General features: G+C 59.1%; 17 protein-coding genes and 2 pseudogenes. 3 read left to right on the top strand and 16 right to left on the bottom strand.

Translation table 11 applies throughout. The features are described from left to right. Positions 1-315: 315 nt before the first annotated feature. The 6 genes from MTR72_RS38800 to MTR72_RS38775 form a co-directional block, all read right to left on the bottom strand. Complete coding sequence (locus MTR72_RS38800; protein WP_341512238.1) at positions 316-561, bottom strand: hypothetical protein; 246 nt, start codon at positions 559-561, stop codon at positions 316-318. 252 nt (positions 562-813) lie between these two features. Next, on the bottom strand, positions 814-2385 hold the full coding sequence (locus MTR72_RS38795; protein ID WP_341512237.1) for an RICIN domain-containing protein: 1572 nt from the start codon (positions 2383-2385) through the stop codon (positions 814-816). 102 nt (positions 2386-2487) lie between these two features. After that, positions 2488-3222 (bottom strand): hypothetical protein, encoded by a 735-nt coding sequence (locus MTR72_RS38790; protein WP_445819687.1) that lies wholly within the window; start codon positions 3220-3222, stop codon positions 2488-2490. A gap of 527 nt (positions 3223-3749) precedes the next feature. Continuing rightward, positions 3750-3983 carry a DUF1127 domain-containing protein gene (locus tag MTR72_RS38785; RefSeq protein ID WP_341512236.1) on the bottom strand — a complete coding sequence of 78 codons (234 nt, stop codon included), beginning with the start codon at positions 3981-3983 and terminating at the stop codon, positions 3750-3752. A 146-nt stretch (positions 3984-4129) separates the two neighbouring features. Next, the gene (locus tag MTR72_RS38780; RefSeq protein WP_341512235.1) at positions 4130-4417 is read right to left on the bottom strand and encodes a hypothetical protein; all 288 of its coding nucleotides are present in this window, start codon (positions 4415-4417) and stop codon (positions 4130-4132) included. A gap of 293 nt (positions 4418-4710) precedes the next feature. Beyond that, entirely contained in the window at positions 4711-5343 is a 633-nt protein-coding gene (locus MTR72_RS38775; protein WP_341512234.1) for a Crp/Fnr family transcriptional regulator, read from the bottom strand. Positions 5344-5902: 559 nt separating this feature from the next. On the opposite strand from MTR72_RS38775, the gene MTR72_RS38770 reads away from it, so the two are divergent. Next, a complete protein-coding gene (locus MTR72_RS38770) occupies positions 5903-7228 on the top strand; it encodes an MFS transporter (RefSeq protein WP_341512233.1) in 1326 nt (441 codons plus the stop codon). A gap of 349 nt (positions 7229-7577) precedes the next feature. Here MTR72_RS38770 and MTR72_RS38765 read toward each other — a convergent pair whose 3' ends face one another. The 4 genes from MTR72_RS38765 to MTR72_RS38750 all read right to left on the bottom strand — a co-directional run bounded on the left by MTR72_RS38765 (position 7578) and on the right by MTR72_RS38750 (position 11021). Further along, positions 7578-8546, bottom strand: a complete 969-nt coding sequence (locus MTR72_RS38765) for an ABC transporter substrate-binding protein (RefSeq protein WP_341512232.1) — start codon at positions 8544-8546, stop codon at positions 7578-7580. A 5-nt stretch (positions 8547-8551) separates the two neighbouring features. Then, complete coding sequence (locus MTR72_RS38760; RefSeq protein WP_280969206.1) at positions 8552-9544, bottom strand: ABC transporter substrate-binding protein; 993 nt, start codon at positions 9542-9544, stop codon at positions 8552-8554. Positions 9545-9756: 212 nt separating this feature from the next. Then, complete coding sequence (locus MTR72_RS38755) at positions 9757-10758, bottom strand: NAD(P)-dependent oxidoreductase (protein ID WP_341512240.1); 1002 nt, start codon at positions 10756-10758, stop codon at positions 9757-9759. A gap of 8 nt (positions 10759-10766) precedes the next feature. After that, positions 10767-11021, bottom strand: a complete 255-nt coding sequence (locus tag MTR72_RS38750; RefSeq protein WP_341512231.1) for a hypothetical protein — start codon at positions 11019-11021, stop codon at positions 10767-10769. Between the two features lie 42 nt (positions 11022-11063). Here MTR72_RS38750 and MTR72_RS38745 point away from each other — a divergent pair, with 42 nt between their 5' ends. After that, on the top strand, positions 11064-11981 hold the full coding sequence (locus MTR72_RS38745; RefSeq protein ID WP_341512230.1) for a LysR family transcriptional regulator: 918 nt from the start codon (positions 11064-11066) through the stop codon (positions 11979-11981). Positions 11982-12189: 208 nt separating this feature from the next. On the opposite strand, the pseudogene MTR72_RS38740 reads toward MTR72_RS38745, so the two are convergent. After that, positions 12190-13610 (bottom strand): annotated as a pseudogene (locus MTR72_RS38740) (IS1182 family transposase). Positions 13611-14842: 1232 nt separating this feature from the next. Between MTR72_RS38740 and MTR72_RS38735 the strand changes: the two are divergent. Then, positions 14843-15245 (top strand): annotated as a pseudogene (locus tag MTR72_RS38735) (hypothetical protein). 341 nt (positions 15246-15586) lie between these two features. On the opposite strand, the gene MTR72_RS38730 reads toward MTR72_RS38735, so the two are convergent. The 5 genes from MTR72_RS38730 to MTR72_RS38710 form a co-directional block, all read right to left on the bottom strand. Further along, positions 15587-15736 (bottom strand): hypothetical protein, encoded by a 150-nt coding sequence (locus tag MTR72_RS38730; protein ID WP_341512229.1) that lies wholly within the window; start codon positions 15734-15736, stop codon positions 15587-15589. A 69-nt stretch (positions 15737-15805) separates the two neighbouring features. After that, entirely contained in the window at positions 15806-15988 is a 183-nt protein-coding gene (locus tag MTR72_RS38725) for a hypothetical protein (protein ID WP_280969203.1), read from the bottom strand. Positions 15989-16026: 38 nt separating this feature from the next. After that, positions 16027-17754 (bottom strand): phospholipase D-like domain-containing protein, encoded by a 1728-nt coding sequence (locus MTR72_RS38720; protein WP_341512228.1) that lies wholly within the window; start codon positions 17752-17754, stop codon positions 16027-16029. A 27-nt stretch (positions 17755-17781) separates the two neighbouring features. After that, positions 17782-18582, bottom strand: a complete 801-nt coding sequence (locus tag MTR72_RS38715) for a hypothetical protein (protein WP_341512227.1) — start codon at positions 18580-18582, stop codon at positions 17782-17784. A gap of 19 nt (positions 18583-18601) precedes the next feature. Next, positions 18602-19441: a S1/P1 nuclease gene (locus MTR72_RS38710; RefSeq protein ID WP_280969200.1), complete on the bottom strand. Its 840-nt coding sequence runs from the start codon at positions 19439-19441 to the stop codon at positions 18602-18604. Positions 19442-19799 lie beyond the last annotated feature (358 nt).

Raw genomic sequence — 19799 nt, 5'->3', positions numbered from 1 at the left:
GGGTCAGTCGCGTCGTCTTTGGCCCGCTCCCAGATGTCCGCTTAACCCCTGACAGCGGCGGAATAGCAGAAATCCCCACCGTCGCTTCGGGCCAATTCCAGACTCATGCAGCGCAGCAAATGGACGCCTATTCGATTAGTCGGCGCGCGCGAGCAGCGATTGTGGTACCGCGATGCCGAGTGCCTTGCACCACCGCCGCTGGTCCTGAATAGGCATTGCGCCCGTTTGCGACTTCCAGCCGAGGTGTCGCGGCCTCGCCATCGAACGCGACCATTTGCGCCTGCTCAGCGCCGCTGTACCCAGCGATCCTCTGACTTACTCCACCGAGTGGGCGGAACTATCAGGGCTTTTTTCTTTTACCCGCGAGAGCACCCGTGGCGTCAATTGCGACGCCGCTTCCGCAATTGGTTGCGTGTCGGTTTCTCCAGCCGCCATTCCTTGCGGGTTCACAACCATCTTGGTCGCTGCATCGTGTGCCTCGAGGACATCGAGCGACTGCTCGAGCTCTGATTTCGCGGCAAAGCAGTGGGACATCGAGCACGCCATCGCCAGGGCAGCCAAGCCGCGCGACCCCGGACAATCCCAACCAATCGCCGCAAGGCAATGCGCTCGCCGCGATCTGCGCCGAATGTCACGGCCGCGTCTCATAAATAGACTTTGATTGGCGCGTTTTTTCCTCCCGCGCCCCCCGAGCAAACCCGACGCGCCAAGACCAGTGGCGAACAAACCCAGAGGCCTGGGTCGCCGGTTGCGCTTGTGAAAAATTACTAAGTCTTTACAGAAAAACGCAGCTTCCGCGTGTCTTCGGTTTGTTTATTCTTTCACACTAGCGCAGCACTTCATAGGAGGCGTTCCAATTGTCGCTGCTTCAAGACGCCAAGTGCGCGACGGATGACTGTCGCAGGTAAATTGAACGGCCCCGACATTATTATCGGTACTCACCCCTCCCGCTATTGTCAGGCACTTACCGGTCTGCACATTCTGGATCTGAACAACGTCGCCTACGTTGTTTATCTTCCAGGTGCGCGACGGATGGCTGTCGCAGGTAAATTGAACGGCTTCTACATTATTATCGGTACTCACCCCTCCCGCTATTGTCAGGCACTTACCGGTCTGCACATTCTGGATCTGAACAACGCCGCCTACGTTGTTTATCTTCCAGCTGCGCGACGGATGACTGTCGCAGGTAAATTGGACGGCCTCTACATTATTATCGGCACTCACCCCTCCCGCAATTGTCAGGCACTTACCGGTCTGCACATTTGTCAATTTTTTGTCACCGCCCCTCTGGGGCACAAAGCCAACTACCAGGCCCGCATGATCGGATGGCCATAATCCCGATGGTGTGCGGTCGGCCGGCAAAGTACCGATGAGCCTTGCCTCCCCAACGTTGATACTAGGGGGCACGATCACCAGATCAATCCGATGGTCTAACTGGGGCGTGGAATCGCTAAGATTGGGAGCCTGACAGCAGGTACAACCGCCCCGATCGTGATCGCCTGTGGGGCGGGGCTCGGGGCATAAGGCCATGGGATTCACCTTTTTCCACGCGTCGATCCCGCCGGAATCGTGGACGAGAATTTTGTAGGTGTCGAGCCCAGCCACAGTGTTGAAATCACCCGCGTACACGACCGGAAGAACGGATCCCCCCGGAAGATCAGGTTTCCCCGCGCTTTGAATAAGCTCTAATGCCTGTGCCCTCTGAACGGCTATCGGGTCAGGAAGATTAGGTTGTGGCGGTGTCAAATGCGTTACTACGAACCGGAACTTAAAGGCGCCGACTTCAACATCGACCGAGCCCCAGCCGAACGTACGGAACGGGCCAACCTCCGGTTTGCCCCAGTATTCCTCGACTTGAACATTCGACAGCTTGAGACGGTTCGAGGAAGCGCGTTTGAGGATGACGGTCCGATCCGTTAGGCGGACAACGAAGTTCAGGGGACTCGAAGTCGAAGATTGCAGATCGCTGTTGGGGATGACGGCAACAGTCTCGTAATGCTCGTTAAGTTCGTTAAGCGCATCACGCAAAAGCTGGAGTTGATCGTGCACCACCTCCGTTGCCGCAATTTTGGGGTCATTCGGCGTGGGACCACTTCCTTTGCGCAAGATGCTTACTTCTTGGAGCGCAACGAGATCAGGTTGGTTGGCACGAATCTCCTTGGCGATGGCGGCCGCCCGGTCCTTTGGTTTGGTGTCCACAGTTTCGGTGAAAAACTTTGCAAACGCATCCGGAGTCCCCGTCCTTAAAGTTGCTTCGTTCCCCTGATCGATATTTTGAGTCATAATGATCACTTGGTCGTCGGGGGGCTGCGCTCCCACGGATGTGCTCGCCACCATCGCGGCGGCCAGCATCATGCAGAGCCAGATTTTTCTGCCGATGGTCATTCTCGGGCTCCTTCCATAGTGCGTTGTTGAAACGCAAACGCACACGCCCGTCGCGGGCGTCGCAGTTTGCCGGTAAAACTTCTCAGCTCGGGACGCTCCTGTTCACGGTGGAAACGTTGCTGCCTGCTCGAGTTCGGTGCTGGGTGCGGGTTGATGGGGCCGCGCGAAAACAAAACGAGATGTCACGGGTATTTCCGCTCCGGCTCTACCGTCTTGGCCGATTAGGATCAATCCGGCTCCGCCATTTGCCACATTCAGAATAATCGGCTCGCCGCTCCACTTCTTGATTGGCTCCATTCCGATGATGAGAAATTCACCCATGGGTTGGTCGAGATATTGGATTCGCAATTGCGGGCCGACCTCGGCCGCAGCAAGTTCAAAGCCGAGCTGTCGAGCGCGCGCGTAAACCGTGGCCAGGCTCACGGTATCGGACGTGAACCCTAGCTGGGCTGGCGATAGGGCGACGAGGTCCACATCTGTCTTATGAGAGGTAACGGCGAACGTCGGTCGAGCAAGAATTTCAGCGGCTTGCCCACCGATATTGCAGCCCATACGGTCCATGTCGTTGCGCAGCCTAATCAAGTCAGCGAAGGTGCCAATTGTAATCGTCTTCCATGTCGCAACATCGCGGGCGGACTTGATAGGCTGTTGGGGCGGCTGGGCGGAGCGCGTCTTGAGTTTTAGCTGGTTCTGCAAGACATCGCGGGCGGTGCATTGAGCCCACGCGCTATTCGCGGATTGAAGCATGCAGGCTGCACAGAGCATCGAAAGGATGAAGTGACCGCTACCCCGCCTTGCACCCGAATAAGGAGCGGCTCGGTTTTTGGTAATAGACATGCGAAAATCGCTTCGTGGTAACACTTGACAGAAAAAGCCCGCCTCCGGGTCAATGGGAAGAACGGAGGGAAATGCATCAATGAAATATCGCCCGGCCGACTTTTGAAATGCGTCCGAAGGCGGGGCCGAATGGCTCAAGTATTCCGATAGCAAATGACAGGCGGCAGTCCGTAAGCCCGCCATATCAGATCTAGGAGGAATGATGTGCTGAAAACATAGCATACGACCGTCCTCGCCAGGGAGACGAAATGCAGATTCACGACTGTCGTATTCCGGGACTGGTTTTGGTCGTTAGGGCAATCGCCAACACCGCTGGCCGGACTGAGGCCAAGCGGTCCCAAGCTGGGCGAAGGCACGACGCTGCGGTCGTAACATTTCGAGCGATCATGCCGGCCGATTGCCGCTTGTGCTCCTCGAGCCAATAGCTTTCATACCAGGAGCGATCGACTTGAAGGAAGCGCATCGCGAGGTCGTGGTCTGCGGGAGAGCGATGCGAACAACGAGTTGGCATGGCACTCTCCGTGCGTTTATCGGACGCCTCGCGGATCGCTACCTCGGTTCGAGGCGACGTAGTCGATCTCGCCACGCGAAGTACCGATGTCCATCAGCTCCCTGTCACTTAGGCCGGACAAATCGGCGCGTAGCTGCTCGCGTATGCGCCTTTCCAGAAACGTCTCCCAATGTCTTTCCAAGAAGCTGACGACGCGCCGGGCAGAAGCGAGGCGTCTGTCCCACCCTGTTGAAATATATGTTGTGCTCATTGTGCAATCTCCGGATTCCCAACTCGGCCTGGCACGCGGATCATCGGCGCTGTCCTGGTTGGGGACTTGCAGTCCTCAAGATGAGCTTTGACGGCAACGGAGCAGATGCCGACCGAAGCTGTCACACCCAAGCGCCCGCCGTCGCGTTATCGCTCTGACAAGCCGACTGTGGTCAGCTTCACGGCCGTTGCCTTCGCCGTCATGCTGGGGCGCGGCGTCAGGACAGCGATCTGATGCGCAGACGCCGGCATCCCGCCGTACGTCAGCGTTGGGGTCGCCGACTGTTCCTTAACATCTTGCGCTCCCATTACTGCGACCTGATGTCGCGTGATCGGAAGGCCTTTCAATTCAAAGCTTGGAAGCTTTGCGGCCCCTGCCCGGGAGCCGGCTACCATCACTGCCGCAACAGCGGCCACCGAGAACATTTTCTTCATGGCAATCCTCCTCTGCAAACAAAACAGAATATTCGCACCACAACTTCCAAAATGACCTAAATCAATTCGCCCGCGCGTAATGTAAGTACCTATGCATCGGCTTGCTCCGTTCGTTACTCTTGCCTTCCGGTAAGCCGATTGAGACATGATGGTCGTCGCCGCGGTGGGGCGAGGCTACGCCCAGGAACCGCACCGGGCGTTGAGTTTTGCCAATGTATGAAAAAAATCTGAGCGGTGGGATCGGCCGATCGCCGGCATCGCATGCCACGTCGCACCAGGAAGCCAGGAATGGGCTACTCGCCCTTGATGTCGCGCACAAGCTTCTCTAGACGGCCGATGTCGGTGACCCGCAGGTTGCGTCCCTCGCGACGCAACAGACCGATCGAAGTGAGACGGCTTACCTCCCGAGAAACTGCTTCTCTATGAGTGCTAACACGGTTGGCGATGTCGGAAAGCGATGGGGCCGGCGACAACAACGGTTGCGCTCCGTCTCTATCAGCATCAGCCGCCAGACGGAGCAATTCCGCCTGAATTCGGTTTTGCACAACAAGTGTGCTGAACTCGAGCACGCGTTGCGACAATCTTCTCAGTTCACCCGCGATGTGGCGCAGCGTTGCCATTGCGACGCTTGGCTCCTTGAGCAGCAGATTTTCAAATTGATTAGAGGTCAGGGTCGCGACGGTGGCTGCCTCCAGTGCCTCGATCGATGCCGATCGTGGGCTCCCGTCGATGGCAGAAATCTCACCAAAAATGTCGCCCGTCCTAAGGTCCCTAAGGATGATAGCTTTCCCACGTGCCGAGTGGATGATTGCGCGAACCCTGCCGGAGACAAGAAAGAATACATTGTTCGAAGGATCGCGATACCCAAGTATTTCTTCACCGCGTTTGTAAGTATGCCATCTGCACGTCTTGGCGAGCTCCTCCAAAGATATCTGCGATAGACCAGCCAGGATCTGGACGCGCTTTAAAAACTCCAACTGCCGGCCAGGGTGCATGGGGCTCGCTGCCTCGGATAGGACTCAATCCGCCGACGGGAATCTGGACCCCGATCATCCCATGTTACGAGCACTGCTTCCAAAAGCAGAACAATCGGGGCAAGCACTCCGGCTCTCCCTCGCCGAGCAGACGTCTTATTGAATTACATCGTCGCCATCGCAACCGCGAGACGATAGCACTGACCAGAGCCAAGGTCCGAATCGGATCATGACCCATAAGACTCGGATTGAACAAATGTTTTTCCGGTCGCCCCGACACCCGGCATCAGGGAAACGCACCGAATCTTTGGGTCGCGCCAGTTCGAGACCTTAGCATGTGCAGCGAAGTGCATGCGCCGAACTCGGTTACTCGATCAACTCGTCAGCGAGGACAAGCGGCGAGGGTGGGATGGTAGCCGAGTGCATTGGCCCGCGGCCAATGTTATCGTCGACCCGCAACGACACGGTTACTGGCCTCGGCCGGCCGATGCCCGGCACGGGAGGATCGTCAATGACGGCTGCTGAAATCCCCGTCGTACCGGTGTCCGAGCTCGAGCACCGCACCCACCTGCGCCGGGCGGTCATCGCCAGCACGGTCGGCACGACGATCGCATGGTACGATTTCCTGCTGTATGGCCAGATGGCCGCGATCATCTTCGCGAAACTGTATTTTCCGTCGTCCGAGCCGCTCACCGCCACGCTGCAGGCGTTCGCCACTTTCGCGGTCGGCTTTGTCGCTCGACCGATCGGCGCAGCGATCTTCGGCCATTACGGCGATCGCATCGGCCGCAAGGCGGCGCTAATCGCGACGCTATTGCTAACTGGCTTGTCGACCTTCCTGGTAGGCTGCGTCCCGACCTATGAGCAGATCGGCGTTTGGGGCGCGGTCTTGCTGATCGTCCTGCGGTTTGTTCAGGGAATCGGCGCCGGCGGTGAATGGGGCGGCTCGGTCCTGATGTCGATGGAGTGGGCGCGCACCAACCGGAATCACGGGATCGTCGCGGCCTGGCCACAACTCGGCGGGCCAGCCGGGTTCTTCTTGGCGACCCTGGCGATCCTGGCGTTCAGCCAGATGTCGGGAGAAGAATTCCTGAGCTGGGGCTGGCGCGTCCCGTTCTGGCTAAGCATTGTCATGTTCGCAATCGGCTTGTGGATCCGTCTCGGCATTCTCGAGACGCCGATCTTCGAGCGAGTGATCGCCGAGGAGCGGGTGGCGCGCGCGCCCGTCGTCGAGGTTTTCAAACGCCAACCGAGGGAGATCGCCCTCACCGCGCTCGTGCGCATGGGCGAGATGGCGCCGGTCTTCATCTACCTCGCTTTCATCTTCCCCTACGGCACACAGGTCGTTCACCTGTCGCGCGACTTCATTCTGATAGCGCTTCTGATCGGCTCGTTCATATCGTTCTTCACGATCCCGTTATCCGGCTATCTGTCTGACCGGCTCGGCCGCAAGCGGGTTTATGTTTTCGGCGCGGCCGCCACTGGGCTCTTCGCGTTTCCCTATTTCGCGATGCTCAACAGCGCTGTGCCCGGCCTGGTGATCATGGCGACCATCTTCGCATTGTTTTTCCATGACTTGATGTGGGGGCCGCTGGCGGCGCTGACTGCCGAAGTATTCACGCCCCGCCTGCGCTACAGCGGCGCCTCGATCGGCTTTCAACTGGCTGCGGTGGCTGCCGGCGGGCCGGCGCCGATGATCGCGACAGCGCTATTGGCCGCCACAGGTTCGGGCTATGTCATCGCGCTCTACATCCTCGGCTGCGCGATCGTCAGCATTGTCAGCACAGCGCTCCTGCCGGACGTCAAGGATCGCGATTTCGCGCGCGATCACCTTTGACGCGATAGGTCGGGGTCCCAGCGGAGACCTAGATTCATCGTGATCCACCAAAGAACCGGTTTAGTCATGGGTCCCGACCTCCGAAGGCCGGACCCGCGGGCCAGGGGCTCCGCTTCCTCGGGCCATTATTGCGCCGACGCCGGCACGACGTGTCGGTGGCCCTCAACAAGTTTGGCGATTTCAAGCTGCGCGCCGGCTTATCCATCGCGCCGCATATCCCTGTGTTGTGCGGTCGACAGCACCCTTCCGAGCAATGGCCCATAGCTTCCGGTCTACCTCCCGGAGCTGACATGACCTTCCGCACCGCCATGGGCAGAAGGGGCCACTCACGCACCGCAGCAGACCCGCCTCATTCGATCACCGCGTCGGCCTGGACAAGCAGGGTTGGGGGCACCTCGACGCCGAGCGCCTTGGCGGTTTTTAGATTGATGACCAATTCGTACGTGACCGGCTGTTCAACCGGCAGATCGGCCGGTTTGGCTCCCCTGAGGATCTTATCGACATAGGCCGCGGCTCTCCGCCAAAGCTCGGGGAAGCTCGGCCCGTAACACATCAACCCGCCGGCATCGACGTGAGGTCTGTTAGTATAGACGGTCGGTAGCCGGTATTGGACCGAGAGCTCGGCGAGCCGAAATCGATAGACACTGAACATCGGGTCACCAAATACAAACAGCGCCTGCACCCGCTCTCGAGCCATCGTTGTGAATGCGATCTCGAACCGGTCCGGCGCGTCGACGTCCAGAAGCAAGAGCTCAAGTCCAAGAGACTTGGCCGCGGCCTCAATATTTTCCATCGCCACCAAATGGTTCGGACTGGCTGAGTTCGACAGCACGGCGACATGGCGGATGTTCGGAGCCATCTCGTGCAGCAGGCTCAAGTCCTTGCGGAAGATCTCCGGACCATCGCTATATGAAAGGCCCGTGACGTTGCCGCCTGGCTGCGCAAGGCTCGCAATCAGGCCATGCCGGACAGGGTTGTCGAGCCCAATGCCCACGATAGGGATCGCCTGTGTGACGTTCCTCGCGGCCTGCGCTGCCGGCGTCGGTGATGCAACGACAACGTCCGCCTTGAGCTTGACCAACTCCGCCGCGAGGCCCGGCAGCCTGTCACGATCGCCATCGGCAAATCGGTAGTCGATAAAGATATTCTGTCCTTCAATCCATCCGAGGTCACGAAGCTCGCGCTCAAAGACCTCGCGAAGCGTTGAAGTTAGCGCGCCGAATCCAAGATATCCTATGCGATAGGATCTGCTGGCCTGCTGCTCGTGCGCGCCTGCTGACAGTCCGAACGCCCAGAGTGCAAATGCGAGGCAAGCCAATCGTCTCATTCAATCACCTCGTCGGCTTGAGCAAGCAGCGATGAAGAAACGTCGACGCCAAGCGCTCTCGCAGCTTTCAAATTGATCACGAGTTCAAATTTGACCGGCAGCTGCACGGGAAGATCGGCGATTTGCGAGCCCCTCAGGACGCGATCAACGTAAGCTGCGGCTCGCCGATATAAATCAAGGATATCGATACCATAAGACATCAACCCGCCGCCTGAAGCAAAAAAGCGGAAAGCATAGATTGCGGGAACACGGTCTCGGGCCGCCGTCGAGATGATTAACTCGTGATGGATGCCATTAAAGATATCTGGCATCACCACGAGCCCTCCATTGGGTTCGCCGGCAACCGCGGCAATCCCTTGTTCGATCCCGGCAGTATCGCGCACTGGCACAGCGATCGATTGGATACCCAGCGATGTTGCAGCTGCCTCCAACGGGCGCAAGTAATATGATCCGCCTCCCGGAGCGGTCTCCGGGTTGAAAATACAGTGAACCCGTGCGAGCCTGGGCGCGATTTGCTTCAATAGATCCACCCACTTTCCCGCAAGTGATGGCTCCAGGTCTACGAGGCCACTGGCATTGCCGCCAGGCCTGGCCAAGCTAGCAACAAAGCCGCTTTTGACTGGATCGGTAACCTGCACGAAAACAATGGGAGTGGCGCGTGTCTCGCCGAGTAATGCCGTTACTATAGCCGTGTTCTGGGCGACAATGACGTCAGGCTGCTGACTGACCAGCTCTTTCGCGAGCGTTCGGGTCCGTTCAAGATCGCCACCAGCCCAGCGGTATTCAACCTGGATGTTGCGATCCCTATTCCAACCAAGCTGCGAAAGCCCTTGCTCCAACGCCTGGGCCTGTTTCTTTCCTTCAGCGTCCGCGAACGAGCGCCCCAACAGCACTCCAATGCGCCGCTGTCTGTCTTGCGGACGTGCCACGAGCGGCCACCCTGCAACGCCAGCGGCACAAAGCAGCGTGATAAAGTTGCGCCGCCTCATGACCATCCCTCGCGGGCATCATAGCCCCGCCGCATCGCGGTAAGCATGTCGCCATGTACATCATAGCACTTAATCGGCCAATGGCAGAGATGGGTCAAACTGAGCCCTTGCTGCGCGGGATCGCGGCTTCCGGTCCACCCTGACAAGCCGACTTTCCCAAAAGCGCATCGAACTTCGCCGTCGGGCCAGTACCGGACCTGTACACATCGACGCTAGACTGGCCGTCTTGACGCCGTTCCGCTCCAAGCTTGCGGGTTGACTGCAAACCTCGGTGTCTCGCCTTTGAGGCAAGCCAATATCTGTTCGGCCGCGGATCGGGCCAGGCCGATCGTCGCTTCGGTCGTGTTCCCGGCGATGTGGGGCGAAAACGTCACTTTTTCGTTCGCAAGCAACGGATGATTATCCGGCAGTGGCTCGGGGTGGAAGACATCGAGCCCGGCTGCAAGCAGATGTCCGTTGTCGAGTGCGCCTGCCAGGGCGTCGAAGTCGAGCACCTGACCTCGGCCCACGTTGACCACAATGGCCCCCTTTGGGAGGTTTGCGAGCTCCGCCGCGCCGATCATGTTGCGGGTCTCGTTGGTCAGGGATGGCGTCAGCACGAGCACGGCGGACTGGCGAAGCAAGTCGCGAAGATCGGACACCATTTCGATATTGGCGAGGTGAGCGAGCCGCGGATCGGCGTAAGGGTCGTAACCGATGACGCGGCAGCCGAAGCCGCTCGCAAGCTTGCGCGCAAGTTCAGATCCGACAAATCCGATGCCGACGATTCCGACCGTGCTGCCTTCGAGTTCGCCCAGCGACATATCCGAACGCGCCGCCCACGCGGTGCCGTCGCGAACGCCCTTGTCGCCCCAAACCAGCCGCTTCATGGCGGCCAGAATCAGCAGGATTGCGTGTTCCGAAACCGGTACGCGCCCAAATCCACGATGATTGAAAACGACGATGCCGCGGGCGCTGGCGGCGGGGATGTCGATGTTATCAGTGCCGAACCCTGAAGAGGAGACCGCAATGAGGGATTTGCCCGCATCAAGGACGTCGGCGGTGACTTTTTCCGGCGCTCGCGCCCACAGCACGTCTACGCCGTGCAGCGACTGCTTCAATTCGCCGGCGTCGCTGCTGTCGACCACTATCACCTCGCCCCCTGCTTCCGACAGCAGCGTGTGGCCGATCGGGTGATACATGGGACGCCAGAGCACGACTCTCTTGTTCGACATCACGGACCTCAAAATCCGGCTGAAAACATTTGTTGCTGGCGCGCCTCCAGCTCCGCCCCTTGCGAATTGGGGCCTTTGATGAGGCTTCGCGGTATTGCGGCCGCTTCGTCGGCAGGGTCCAACGCCAGCCAGATCGCGCGCGCCACCACCCGTGTGACGCGGAAAAGACCGTCGGTCAAATGCGGGGTCTTTGACATCGCCGGCATGATCGTCTCCGTCGGATTGTTGAAGCCAATGTCTACCGATAGCCTTTCTGCCTGCATCTATCCATGATATGAAAAGGGCAATTACAATACCTCTCGGGTATGGTCATGGAATTCAGGCAGCTTCGCTATTTCATCGCAGTCGCGGAGGAAGGTCACATCACACGGGCGGCCGAACGGCTCGACATGCAGCAGCCGCCACTCAGCCGCCAAATCAAGGCGATCGAGGATGAATTGCAGGTCCAGCTGTTTCATCGCCGTGCCCGCGGGGTCGAGCTCACCGATGCGGGCCACACGTTCCTCGACGAGGCCCGCGCCGTGCTGGCGGGCCTGCGGCACGCGTTCGATGCGACGCAAAGCCGGGCACGCGGCGAGTTGGGGCGGATCACCGTGGGCTTCATGCCGAGCGGCCCGTTTCATCCGTTCGTGCCGCTTGCCGTTCGCAGGTTCCGCGAGTCTTATCCTCTGGTGTCGGTGTCGATCGAGGAGCGCTTCAGCACAGAAATGTTGGATCGGGTGCGCGATGAGCAGCTCGACGTCGCTTTCGTCCGAACATCGAGAGTCGATCCGGAGCACCTTGTCATTACGCCTTTGCTCGATGAATCGATGGTGGTGGCGGTCCCTGCGGGCCACGAACTGGTCCGACGCAAAGGCGAGAAGGCGCTCTCGATGAAGCAGTTGGCCGGAGAGCCTTTCATTCTGTTCGGCCCGCCAGGCACCGGCATGTACGATGCGACGATCGCAGCTTGCGGCGCGGCTGGCTTCAGTCCGCGTATCGGCCAACACGTTCCGGGCATCACCTCGTGTTTTGGTCTCGTTGCGGCCGGGCTCGGAATTGCTCTGCTACCCGCCTCGATGCAACGAACGCTCATGGAGGGTGTCGTCTACCGCAACATCAGAGGACCGGTGATCCCCACAACGCGTCTCAGCCTCGCGGCCCGTCGCGGTGACCGCTCGATTGTTGTCCGCAACTTTCTGAAGCTGGTAAGAGAAGCGGCCAAAGGCTTTGCGCCCGCCTGAGGCGTCACCTGTCCTCCCATGTCCGGTCTGGGTCTTGGCCGCGTGAAAACGTTTTATTGCGGGGGACCGCTTGGAGCAGCCCCGTGGGGTCCCAGATTGGCGCCGAAATGGCACAATTTCCGGTAAGGCGCCGGAAGCCAGCCCAGTGGCTTGCCCGAGCCGCTGTGATCGATGATGAGGTTGGCGGCACGTGCGACAGCACTCCTCCTCATGCCTGAATCGCCGCGATCAGCGCACCAGCACCCATGATGTTGTAGGCTAGCACGTGCAGCGCCATCTCAGCGGCGACCTTCGGCAAGCGCTTGGTCAAGAAGTGCGTCGCGCCCATGCGCATTTTCAGCGTGCCGAACGGGTGCTCGACCGTCTCGCGACGGCGACGCATCGCCTGAGGATCAGCATCGAGCCGCCTCTGGGCATCCTCCATGACGTGCTCATGCTCCCAACGAGAGATGACACGGTTTTTGGCCGTGGTGCAGCGCGCCTTCAGTAGGCAACTCCCACAAGCTTTCGTGACGTAGCGCCGAATGGTGCGCTCGCCATCCACTGTTGTGAGCCAGTATGCCAGCAACTCGCCAGCCGGGCAGCGATACACATCCTGCTTGGCCAGGTAAGCGAAGTCGTGCTTTCCAAACTTGCCCTTCGCCTCCATGCCGGTCGTGTTTGGCTTCGGTAGAGTCACAAGGATATCAGCGTCGGCGCAAGCCTTGATCTCCTCGCCTGTGTAATAGCCGCGATCGGCCACGGCCTCGAGCTTGTCGACGCCGAGCACGGCCTTGGCCTGTTTGCCCATGTTTGCCAGTTGAGCGCGATCTGAGCCGCTATTCGTTACTTCGTGCGCGAGGATGAGGTGATGCTCGGTATCTACGGCAACCTGCACATTGTAGCCGACGACGTCCGAGCCACGGCCACTCGTTGCCATGGACCGACTGTCGGGATCGGTCAGCGAGATCTGTTGATCTGGTGATGCCAGCATCGCCTCTTCGTAGGCTTCGAGCTTATGCATCTCGCTCTTAAGCTTGGTGAGCTTTTCCTTCAGATGCGCCGTCTTCGCGGCGAGAGTCTCAGATGGCTCCTGCAGATCTGCCGTGTCGAGCTGTGCGAGATAGCGCGACACGCTCTCCTCCAGTTGCTGGCGACGGCGCTCGACCTTGCCTTTTGTGAAGTTCTTGTCACGCGTGTTGACCGCCTTGAACTTCGATCCGTCGATGGCGACGCTCGCTTTCGTCAGCAATCCCATCCGCCGGCAAAACTCAACGAACTTCGCGCACACCTTCTTGATGCCGAGGCCGTTGACGCGACGAAAGTCGGCGATCGTCTTGTCGTCGGGCGAAAGCCGTTGTAACAGCCAGATCACCTCGAGATTGCGTCTTGCCTCGCGCTCCAGCCGGCGGCTCGACTGGATGCGTTGAGATAGCCGTAGATGTACAGCTTGAGCAGCACCGCTGGGTGATAGCCGGGTCGCCCGGTCGCCGACGGTTCAATGTCCTCAAAACCCATCCCGTCGAGATCAAGTGCTTCGACAAAAGCATCGACAACACGAACAGGATTGCTCTCACCGACCCAATCATCGAGGCATGCCGGCAACAACGTCGAGTGATCGCGATCCGCGCCTTCAATGAACCGTCGCATCGATCGTCTCCGAAAACCCCGAGACGATCTCTATCTGACTCGTCGTTTTCACGCAGCCAGGGTCAATCGTGTCGGTTCGAGCCAGAGTTGGCGGTTTCTGCTCCAACCCCAACTTCGGACATGTACCGGCGCCCGGTGGACTGTCGCAAAGGGCCAACTCCGGACTCATTCGCTGCAAGGTAGGCCTCATTCGATCACCTCGTCGGCGAGCAATCGCATCGAGGTCGGCACCTCGATGCCGAGCGCCTTCGCGGCTGTCACGTTGATGACCAGTTCGAACTTGGGTTCGCCGCGTCACCGGGAGATCACGGGGCTTCTCGCCCTTAGATTGCGGCCGACGAGCACGCCAGTCTCGCGAAAGGACGCAAGATCGGGTCCATAGCCGACGAGCCCCGGGGGGCCCGTATTGCACGCCCGGAACGGGCAGAAAGTGGAGGCAAAGCGGACCGGATAACTTTAGCGCAGTCCCTTTCCGAAGGCGGGCAACCAAAAATAGTATACTATCTCTAAGACGGAGGAACGAACATAACAGTTCTACGTTGTGGTAGCTCTAGTCACCACTCATGGGGGGAGCCTAAAGTGGGGGCGACAAAGCACGTCGCGCGTCAGGCCGCGGCCCGGTTGATCGAGCGATCGAGAAGGCTGGTTGGACGACGCTCTGCTAGCAGGACGGCGATCGACCGGGAAGCCGTCACGGAGCTTATTAGGCTTACCGACAACCTGCTCCGGCAGTACGGCCGAGACGTCGAAGGGGACGATAGCGTCATCCGCTGTTTCGCTACCGACGAATTTCTCGTCGCTACCTACACGGTGGAACCGGGCCTCGCTCTCTACCAAATTTCGCGGCACGCTGACGGTGAGAATATATCTCAAGTGTTTGTCGCGACGTGGCACGGCGCTTCGGGCACACCGGAGCTCCGGCTCTATCGTGAGGGACCTTGGCGAAGGCGATTTCAGAGTTTCGCTGACGACTCGTTGAACCCAGCTCCGCCACGGCCTCTCAATTGATAGCGCAAGGGTCCTGATCTCGTTCACGTCGCCTTGAGCCGACTGCATCTGCTCCCCGCAAGACCATGCCGGAGTAGAATGGGCTACGGCTTCAACTAGCGAGTGTACAACTTTCAAGAGCGGCGAAAGTCTGCTGCGGGTCTTGGCCGTGTAGACTCGGAATAACTCGCAATGACCACAACAAGTCTGCATTACCCGGCAGGCGGACAACAGCGGCTGCGTCCGTGCGCGCATCAGCCGAGTGCGCGGCAGAGGCGCGCAAGCAGGCCGATCGGCCCGCCTGTGAAGCCTGGAACAAGCGTAGCTGGTCTTCAAGGGACCAGCCCAGCCCTCGCCGACGCTCGGCGATGCGTTAAACGCAGGCTATTCCTACCTTGAGGTCAAATGCCTGGGCTGCGACAGCCGTCAGACGGCTGCCCTCGATGTCGTGCGTCGCCGGACGACGACACCTATCCACGACTTGAGCGGCATATGCGGTGCCGCCAATGCTCCGAGCTTCAGGGCTATCCGTTCAAGCGCAGCCATCTTGTGACGCTGCGCCCTACCAAAATCTCGACCGCCAACCCGCCATCGACGTGGTGGCCGGGCGAGCGCAGAGCAGGCGGAGCGCATGTGCAATCTATTTGATGACAAAGAACGGCGCTCCCTTCGTCGGCTATAAGGCCTGCGACCGGACCACACAGGTGACCTGCCCTCACTGCCCAGGAACTTTTCTGGATTGCCCTGCGCCCAATATGCACAACGCCGATCACGGACGTGAAATCGCCCCGGACGCATGGCCGCTCGCGCCCTGGTAGCCGGCACCTGGCGGTCGCTCGAGATCCTCGGTGAGCAGGTGCGGCGCGCTCGCCTCGCCGCCCAGCGCTCGCACGGACGCAGAAAGGATTGCGCGGGCGATCAGGGCAGACAAGACATCATACTCGCTCCCCCCGGCGTTTGCAGCATCGATACCAGACACGACGATTGATTCAGACGAGCGTCGCGGCGCCGAGAATGGCCTCCGCCTCACCGACGCTTTCGCGCAGCGGGATCTTGTTGCGGGCCGGAACTCTGATGTTTTCGAACTCGACCGTCACAACGAGCACGGCGCTACCGGCGTAGCGGTCATCGACCGCCACCGAGGCTACGCCATCCTTGTTGATGTAGATGTCCTGACCATCCGGGGCGTGGAATGCAGCCAGCTTGATCTAAGTGCCGAACAGCCGGCGGATTTCTGGCAGTGTCCCCTGCACAAACGTCCCGTTGGACGCGTAATCGACGAACACCGTATTGGCCGGCTCGTCCGAAAGCGAGGCCGCGCGCAACTTGATGACCCTTTTCGGGTCGATGGCAATCTGATTGCCGTGGTAATCCGTAACGTTCAGGAACATGAATGCCTCCAGGTCGAAAGTTAAAATCAACGCCGGCGCTATTCAGCGGTACCTGCCATGGCCATGCGCGCCTTGGTTTCTGGCGCGCCCAGCTTGAAATACTTACGGCTCCAGCCATAGTCGGGCGTCAGCTTGAATGTCTTGATATCTTCCGATTTGACGCGCGCCCGATAGTGCTCATACAAACGCAGGAACTCGGCCATATACATGCCCGCGATACGAGGGCATTTCGTGATCTCCAGCATGTTCTCATCGTTGTGATGCAGCGAATTGCCGCTGAAGTTTGCCGACCCCGTAAAGACCACTGGGTTGTCGCCTTCGGCATCGATGACGACGAATTTGTGGTGAACACGGACCATGATCTTGGGGTCTTCGCCGGGCCAGAGAACACGCTCCGGCATGAAATCAGTTGGTGTGTCCTTGGCGCTGAACGCGCCGAAGCCGACGATCTCATCGCTCTTTTGCGCACGGTCGAGAATCGCAATTTTGGCGGCCACATCGCCGTGGGACGGATCGCCCGTTGGCTCCTTGGCTGGGACACGGTTGACGAGGGCCAGCATCATTTTTCCCTCATCCGACGCATCAAACACCGCATTCAGGAGGTTCATGTCCGTGGGGTCGAACGCGCAGAGCAGGATCGAGTGCTTGGCAGCCTTGATAGCGTCGATAATGGTGTCAATAGAGACCCGCGTCTTGTTGCCCTCCGGCGGGAAAAAGGAGCGAATCGTTGCATCGCCAACCACGACCTCATCCGACCAGCCTTTCTGAGCCTTTTGGGTCTCTGACAGGCCAGGATCTCCGTCGAGCAGGCGCTTGCGCGCGAGATAGAGCTTCGCAAGTTCAGGCGATTCGAAGGCGTGCAGCACGTTAGCCTGGGCGGACAAACCTTCGCTCGTGAAGTTCGCCGAGCCGGCGAGAACCGCTTCGGGATGATCGGCGGCGCCGACACGCACCAGAAACTTGTTATGCATGATGCTCGCGTGCGTGCGGGCAGCAAAGAGATCGGCAGGACGGCCGGAATCCTCGAGCTCCTGGATCGCGTCGTCGGAGGCCTGGTCCTTGCTCGTGTGATTGTAGGCAAGCGAGATCAGCCCCCCATAATTCTTGAGCGCGGGAATGATCCAAGTTTCGTCGGTCAGATGGTAAATGGCCCCCTCGATGTCCTTGCCTGCTGCGCGATCCAGAAACTGCGGAACAGCCTGCTCCATGCCATTGCCAAGCCATGCTCTGGCGGCTTTTTGCTGTGCCGCTGTCGTGATCTCCGGAAACTGTTTCGAGAAAGCCTGCGAACTCACGACGGCGCGGTTGAAGTGTGTCGTGATCCCGTATTCCTCTGTCAACGGGACCTGCACGTCGATTGCTGTGGCCTGTGCATCCAACAGGTTCAATGCGTCCGGTTTTCCCCTTACCGGTACGATCCGATACTTGAAGGAGTGGCCACGGTCTTTCGTATCGATCCGGGCATCCCACCAGTAGAACTTCTGGATCGGCGCCTCGCTGCTTGGGAAGTCGCTGTGGTCGGGCTTGGGGCCTTTGAAGCCGATTCGGTTCGGCAACCAGCTTTTCGCGGCTCCATCAAATCCAGGCGTGCGCTCGATCGCAAAGCCAAGGAAGTCCTCATGCTCATCGCCCGCAGGCCAGTCATAGGCAAGCAGCACCAGGGTGGGTGAGGTGTAGGCCTTCACGACAACGTTTCCGTTGCCGGAACCGGTCGCCTTGCCTTTGGCTTTCTTGATGGCATTGGCAGCAGCTTGCTTCGTGGACATGAAAAACTCTCCCTTAAATCATTTGCATCAATTCGTCTTGCATGCGCCGGCATTGCCGACATCAACAGGAACCTCCAAAAGCCCGGGGGCTACGGGCTTCTCGTCAAAGAAGACACCCATCTGCTTCGCAAACCCAGCAGCACTGTCAGCAGCACGCCGTTTCGCATTGATGGTCCGAACAATGTTCCATTCATCGTGAGATCCGTAGCTGAAGCTGACGGAGGCACGCACACCGTAGTAGTCGCGGAACGAGCGCTTATCGACCTTGGCCGCGAGATCAGGCTTGGTCTTGACCAGATTGTCATAGGCCGTGTCGAGCTTTTCGAGGTCGGCATGACCATCAAGCCCAAAGTGGCGCGCGAAATCAGACGGTCCGATGAAATACACGAAGTCGAACGCGCCAAGGCCTTCAGGCCCTTCTCCTTCGAGGATCTGGGTCCACATCCACATGTAGTCGGCGCCGTTCGCGTCAGCGGCCAGGGAAAACTCCGGAGCAGCCGGATTGAGGACCCAAACGTCGCGCGGGCCGAACTGCTGCTCCACCCGTTCCTTGGCTTCCATAGCGACGAGCGCATTGACTGGGAATAATCCACCGCCAATCCCGGTGAGGGGCACGCTTAGATAACCGATCGCCTTGCCTTGAGCCCGTTGCGTGGCGATCAGATTCCGTATTTCGGCAACGCGCTGTCTGATGGGATCGCTCAGATAATCGTGCGTGCAGTAGCAGATTCCATTTGTCGAGCAGGACGTGGTGTTTCCCGGAGCTGCCAGCGCAGCCGCGAGGGGAAACGACAAAGCGATAGCAACTGCTAGCGTCAGCGCCTTCATAGCGGCACCTAACACTCTGTTACTGGCACGCTGCCGTGGCCAGCGTGTCCCTGAGTAACTGAGCCAGCCGTATTCCAGCCAGGGCCAGTTGGCGATCAACAATCGGAGATGCTTTCGAAAAATACTTCACCCCTAAAACTCCATCGTCAGGAATGTCATAAGCAATTTCGTGGCCAAGCCTGTGCGCATCGACGGCCCACTCGGCAGGCGAGCCACCCTTCAACCCGGTCAAGTCGCGCCCCGGAAACCAGACCGTTTCAAGCCGGACGACATAGGCGCCCCAGTTGTAAACGGTGCGCATAATCAGGCCAGTATCCCAGAGCGTATGCAGGTTCGTGGTCTGTCCGAAGAACGTCACCGGGACAAGATTGCCGCCTTGATCGTCCTTTCCTGTGTAGGCGTCCGACCGGTCCGAAGCGTGCAGAGGCTGGTGAATGTCGCCCACGAAATGAACAATGAACTTCAAGGCCTGGAGTCGTTCGGATGCCGGCTTCGAGCAATCACCCAGGACAGCCCGAAAGCGCGCAATAGCCTCGACGACACAATTGCCGTTTTTGCAGTCAGCATCCGGATCGTAGGTTGATCGATCATCCGGCATGTCCACGAAATGCCAACCTGCCGTATCCTTATGGTCGGCACGGTAGTCGTCAGCCCAACTGGCGATTGAAGCAAGTGTTACGTTGGGGTGATCTAGACCAGGAGCTTCCTGCGCAAGCAGGCCCTCAATTTTGCCGAGCGTGGCGGGATCGAGCCGTCGCTGCGCGATCTCGGCGACAATTGCATGGCCTTCCTGCCCCCAGGACCAAGCCTGCGAGACCGACACACCGAGCACGAGCCACGCGAGCCAGACAGCTCTCATAGCTTTTCCCCACAGCCTTCAATTGGATCTACCATAAGTCGGGAGCCTTCATGATTGCAACTATCTCCGGACGAGAGATCAAAATTTTTGTCGAAGCTAAGAGATGATTCTGGGCCGCGTTGCATCGGGTTCGGATCGGCTTTGGTCCATTACTGTCGGCAGCTCCAACCAGGCGTTCGACAAGCCCTTTCGAACACGAAATGTGCCGGCTCCCGGCATTGCCTTAGATAAAGTCCTTCGCCATCAATAGCTCGCGGGCATCGCGCACTAGGTGTGTGGTCTTTCAGGCGGCTCTCCATCTGGTCTGAACCGAGGAAGCTGAGGTTGCTTGTGTTCTGCCATCATCGTTCTGAATCGG

It is taken from the genome of Bradyrhizobium sp. ISRA442 (genome assembly GCF_038085055.1).
In the GTDB taxonomy this organism is placed as follows: Bacteria; Pseudomonadota; Alphaproteobacteria; order Rhizobiales; family Xanthobacteraceae; genus Bradyrhizobium.
The sequence above is the reverse complement of the archived record's forward strand: the minus strand, read 5'-3'. Positions and strand labels throughout refer to the sequence as shown.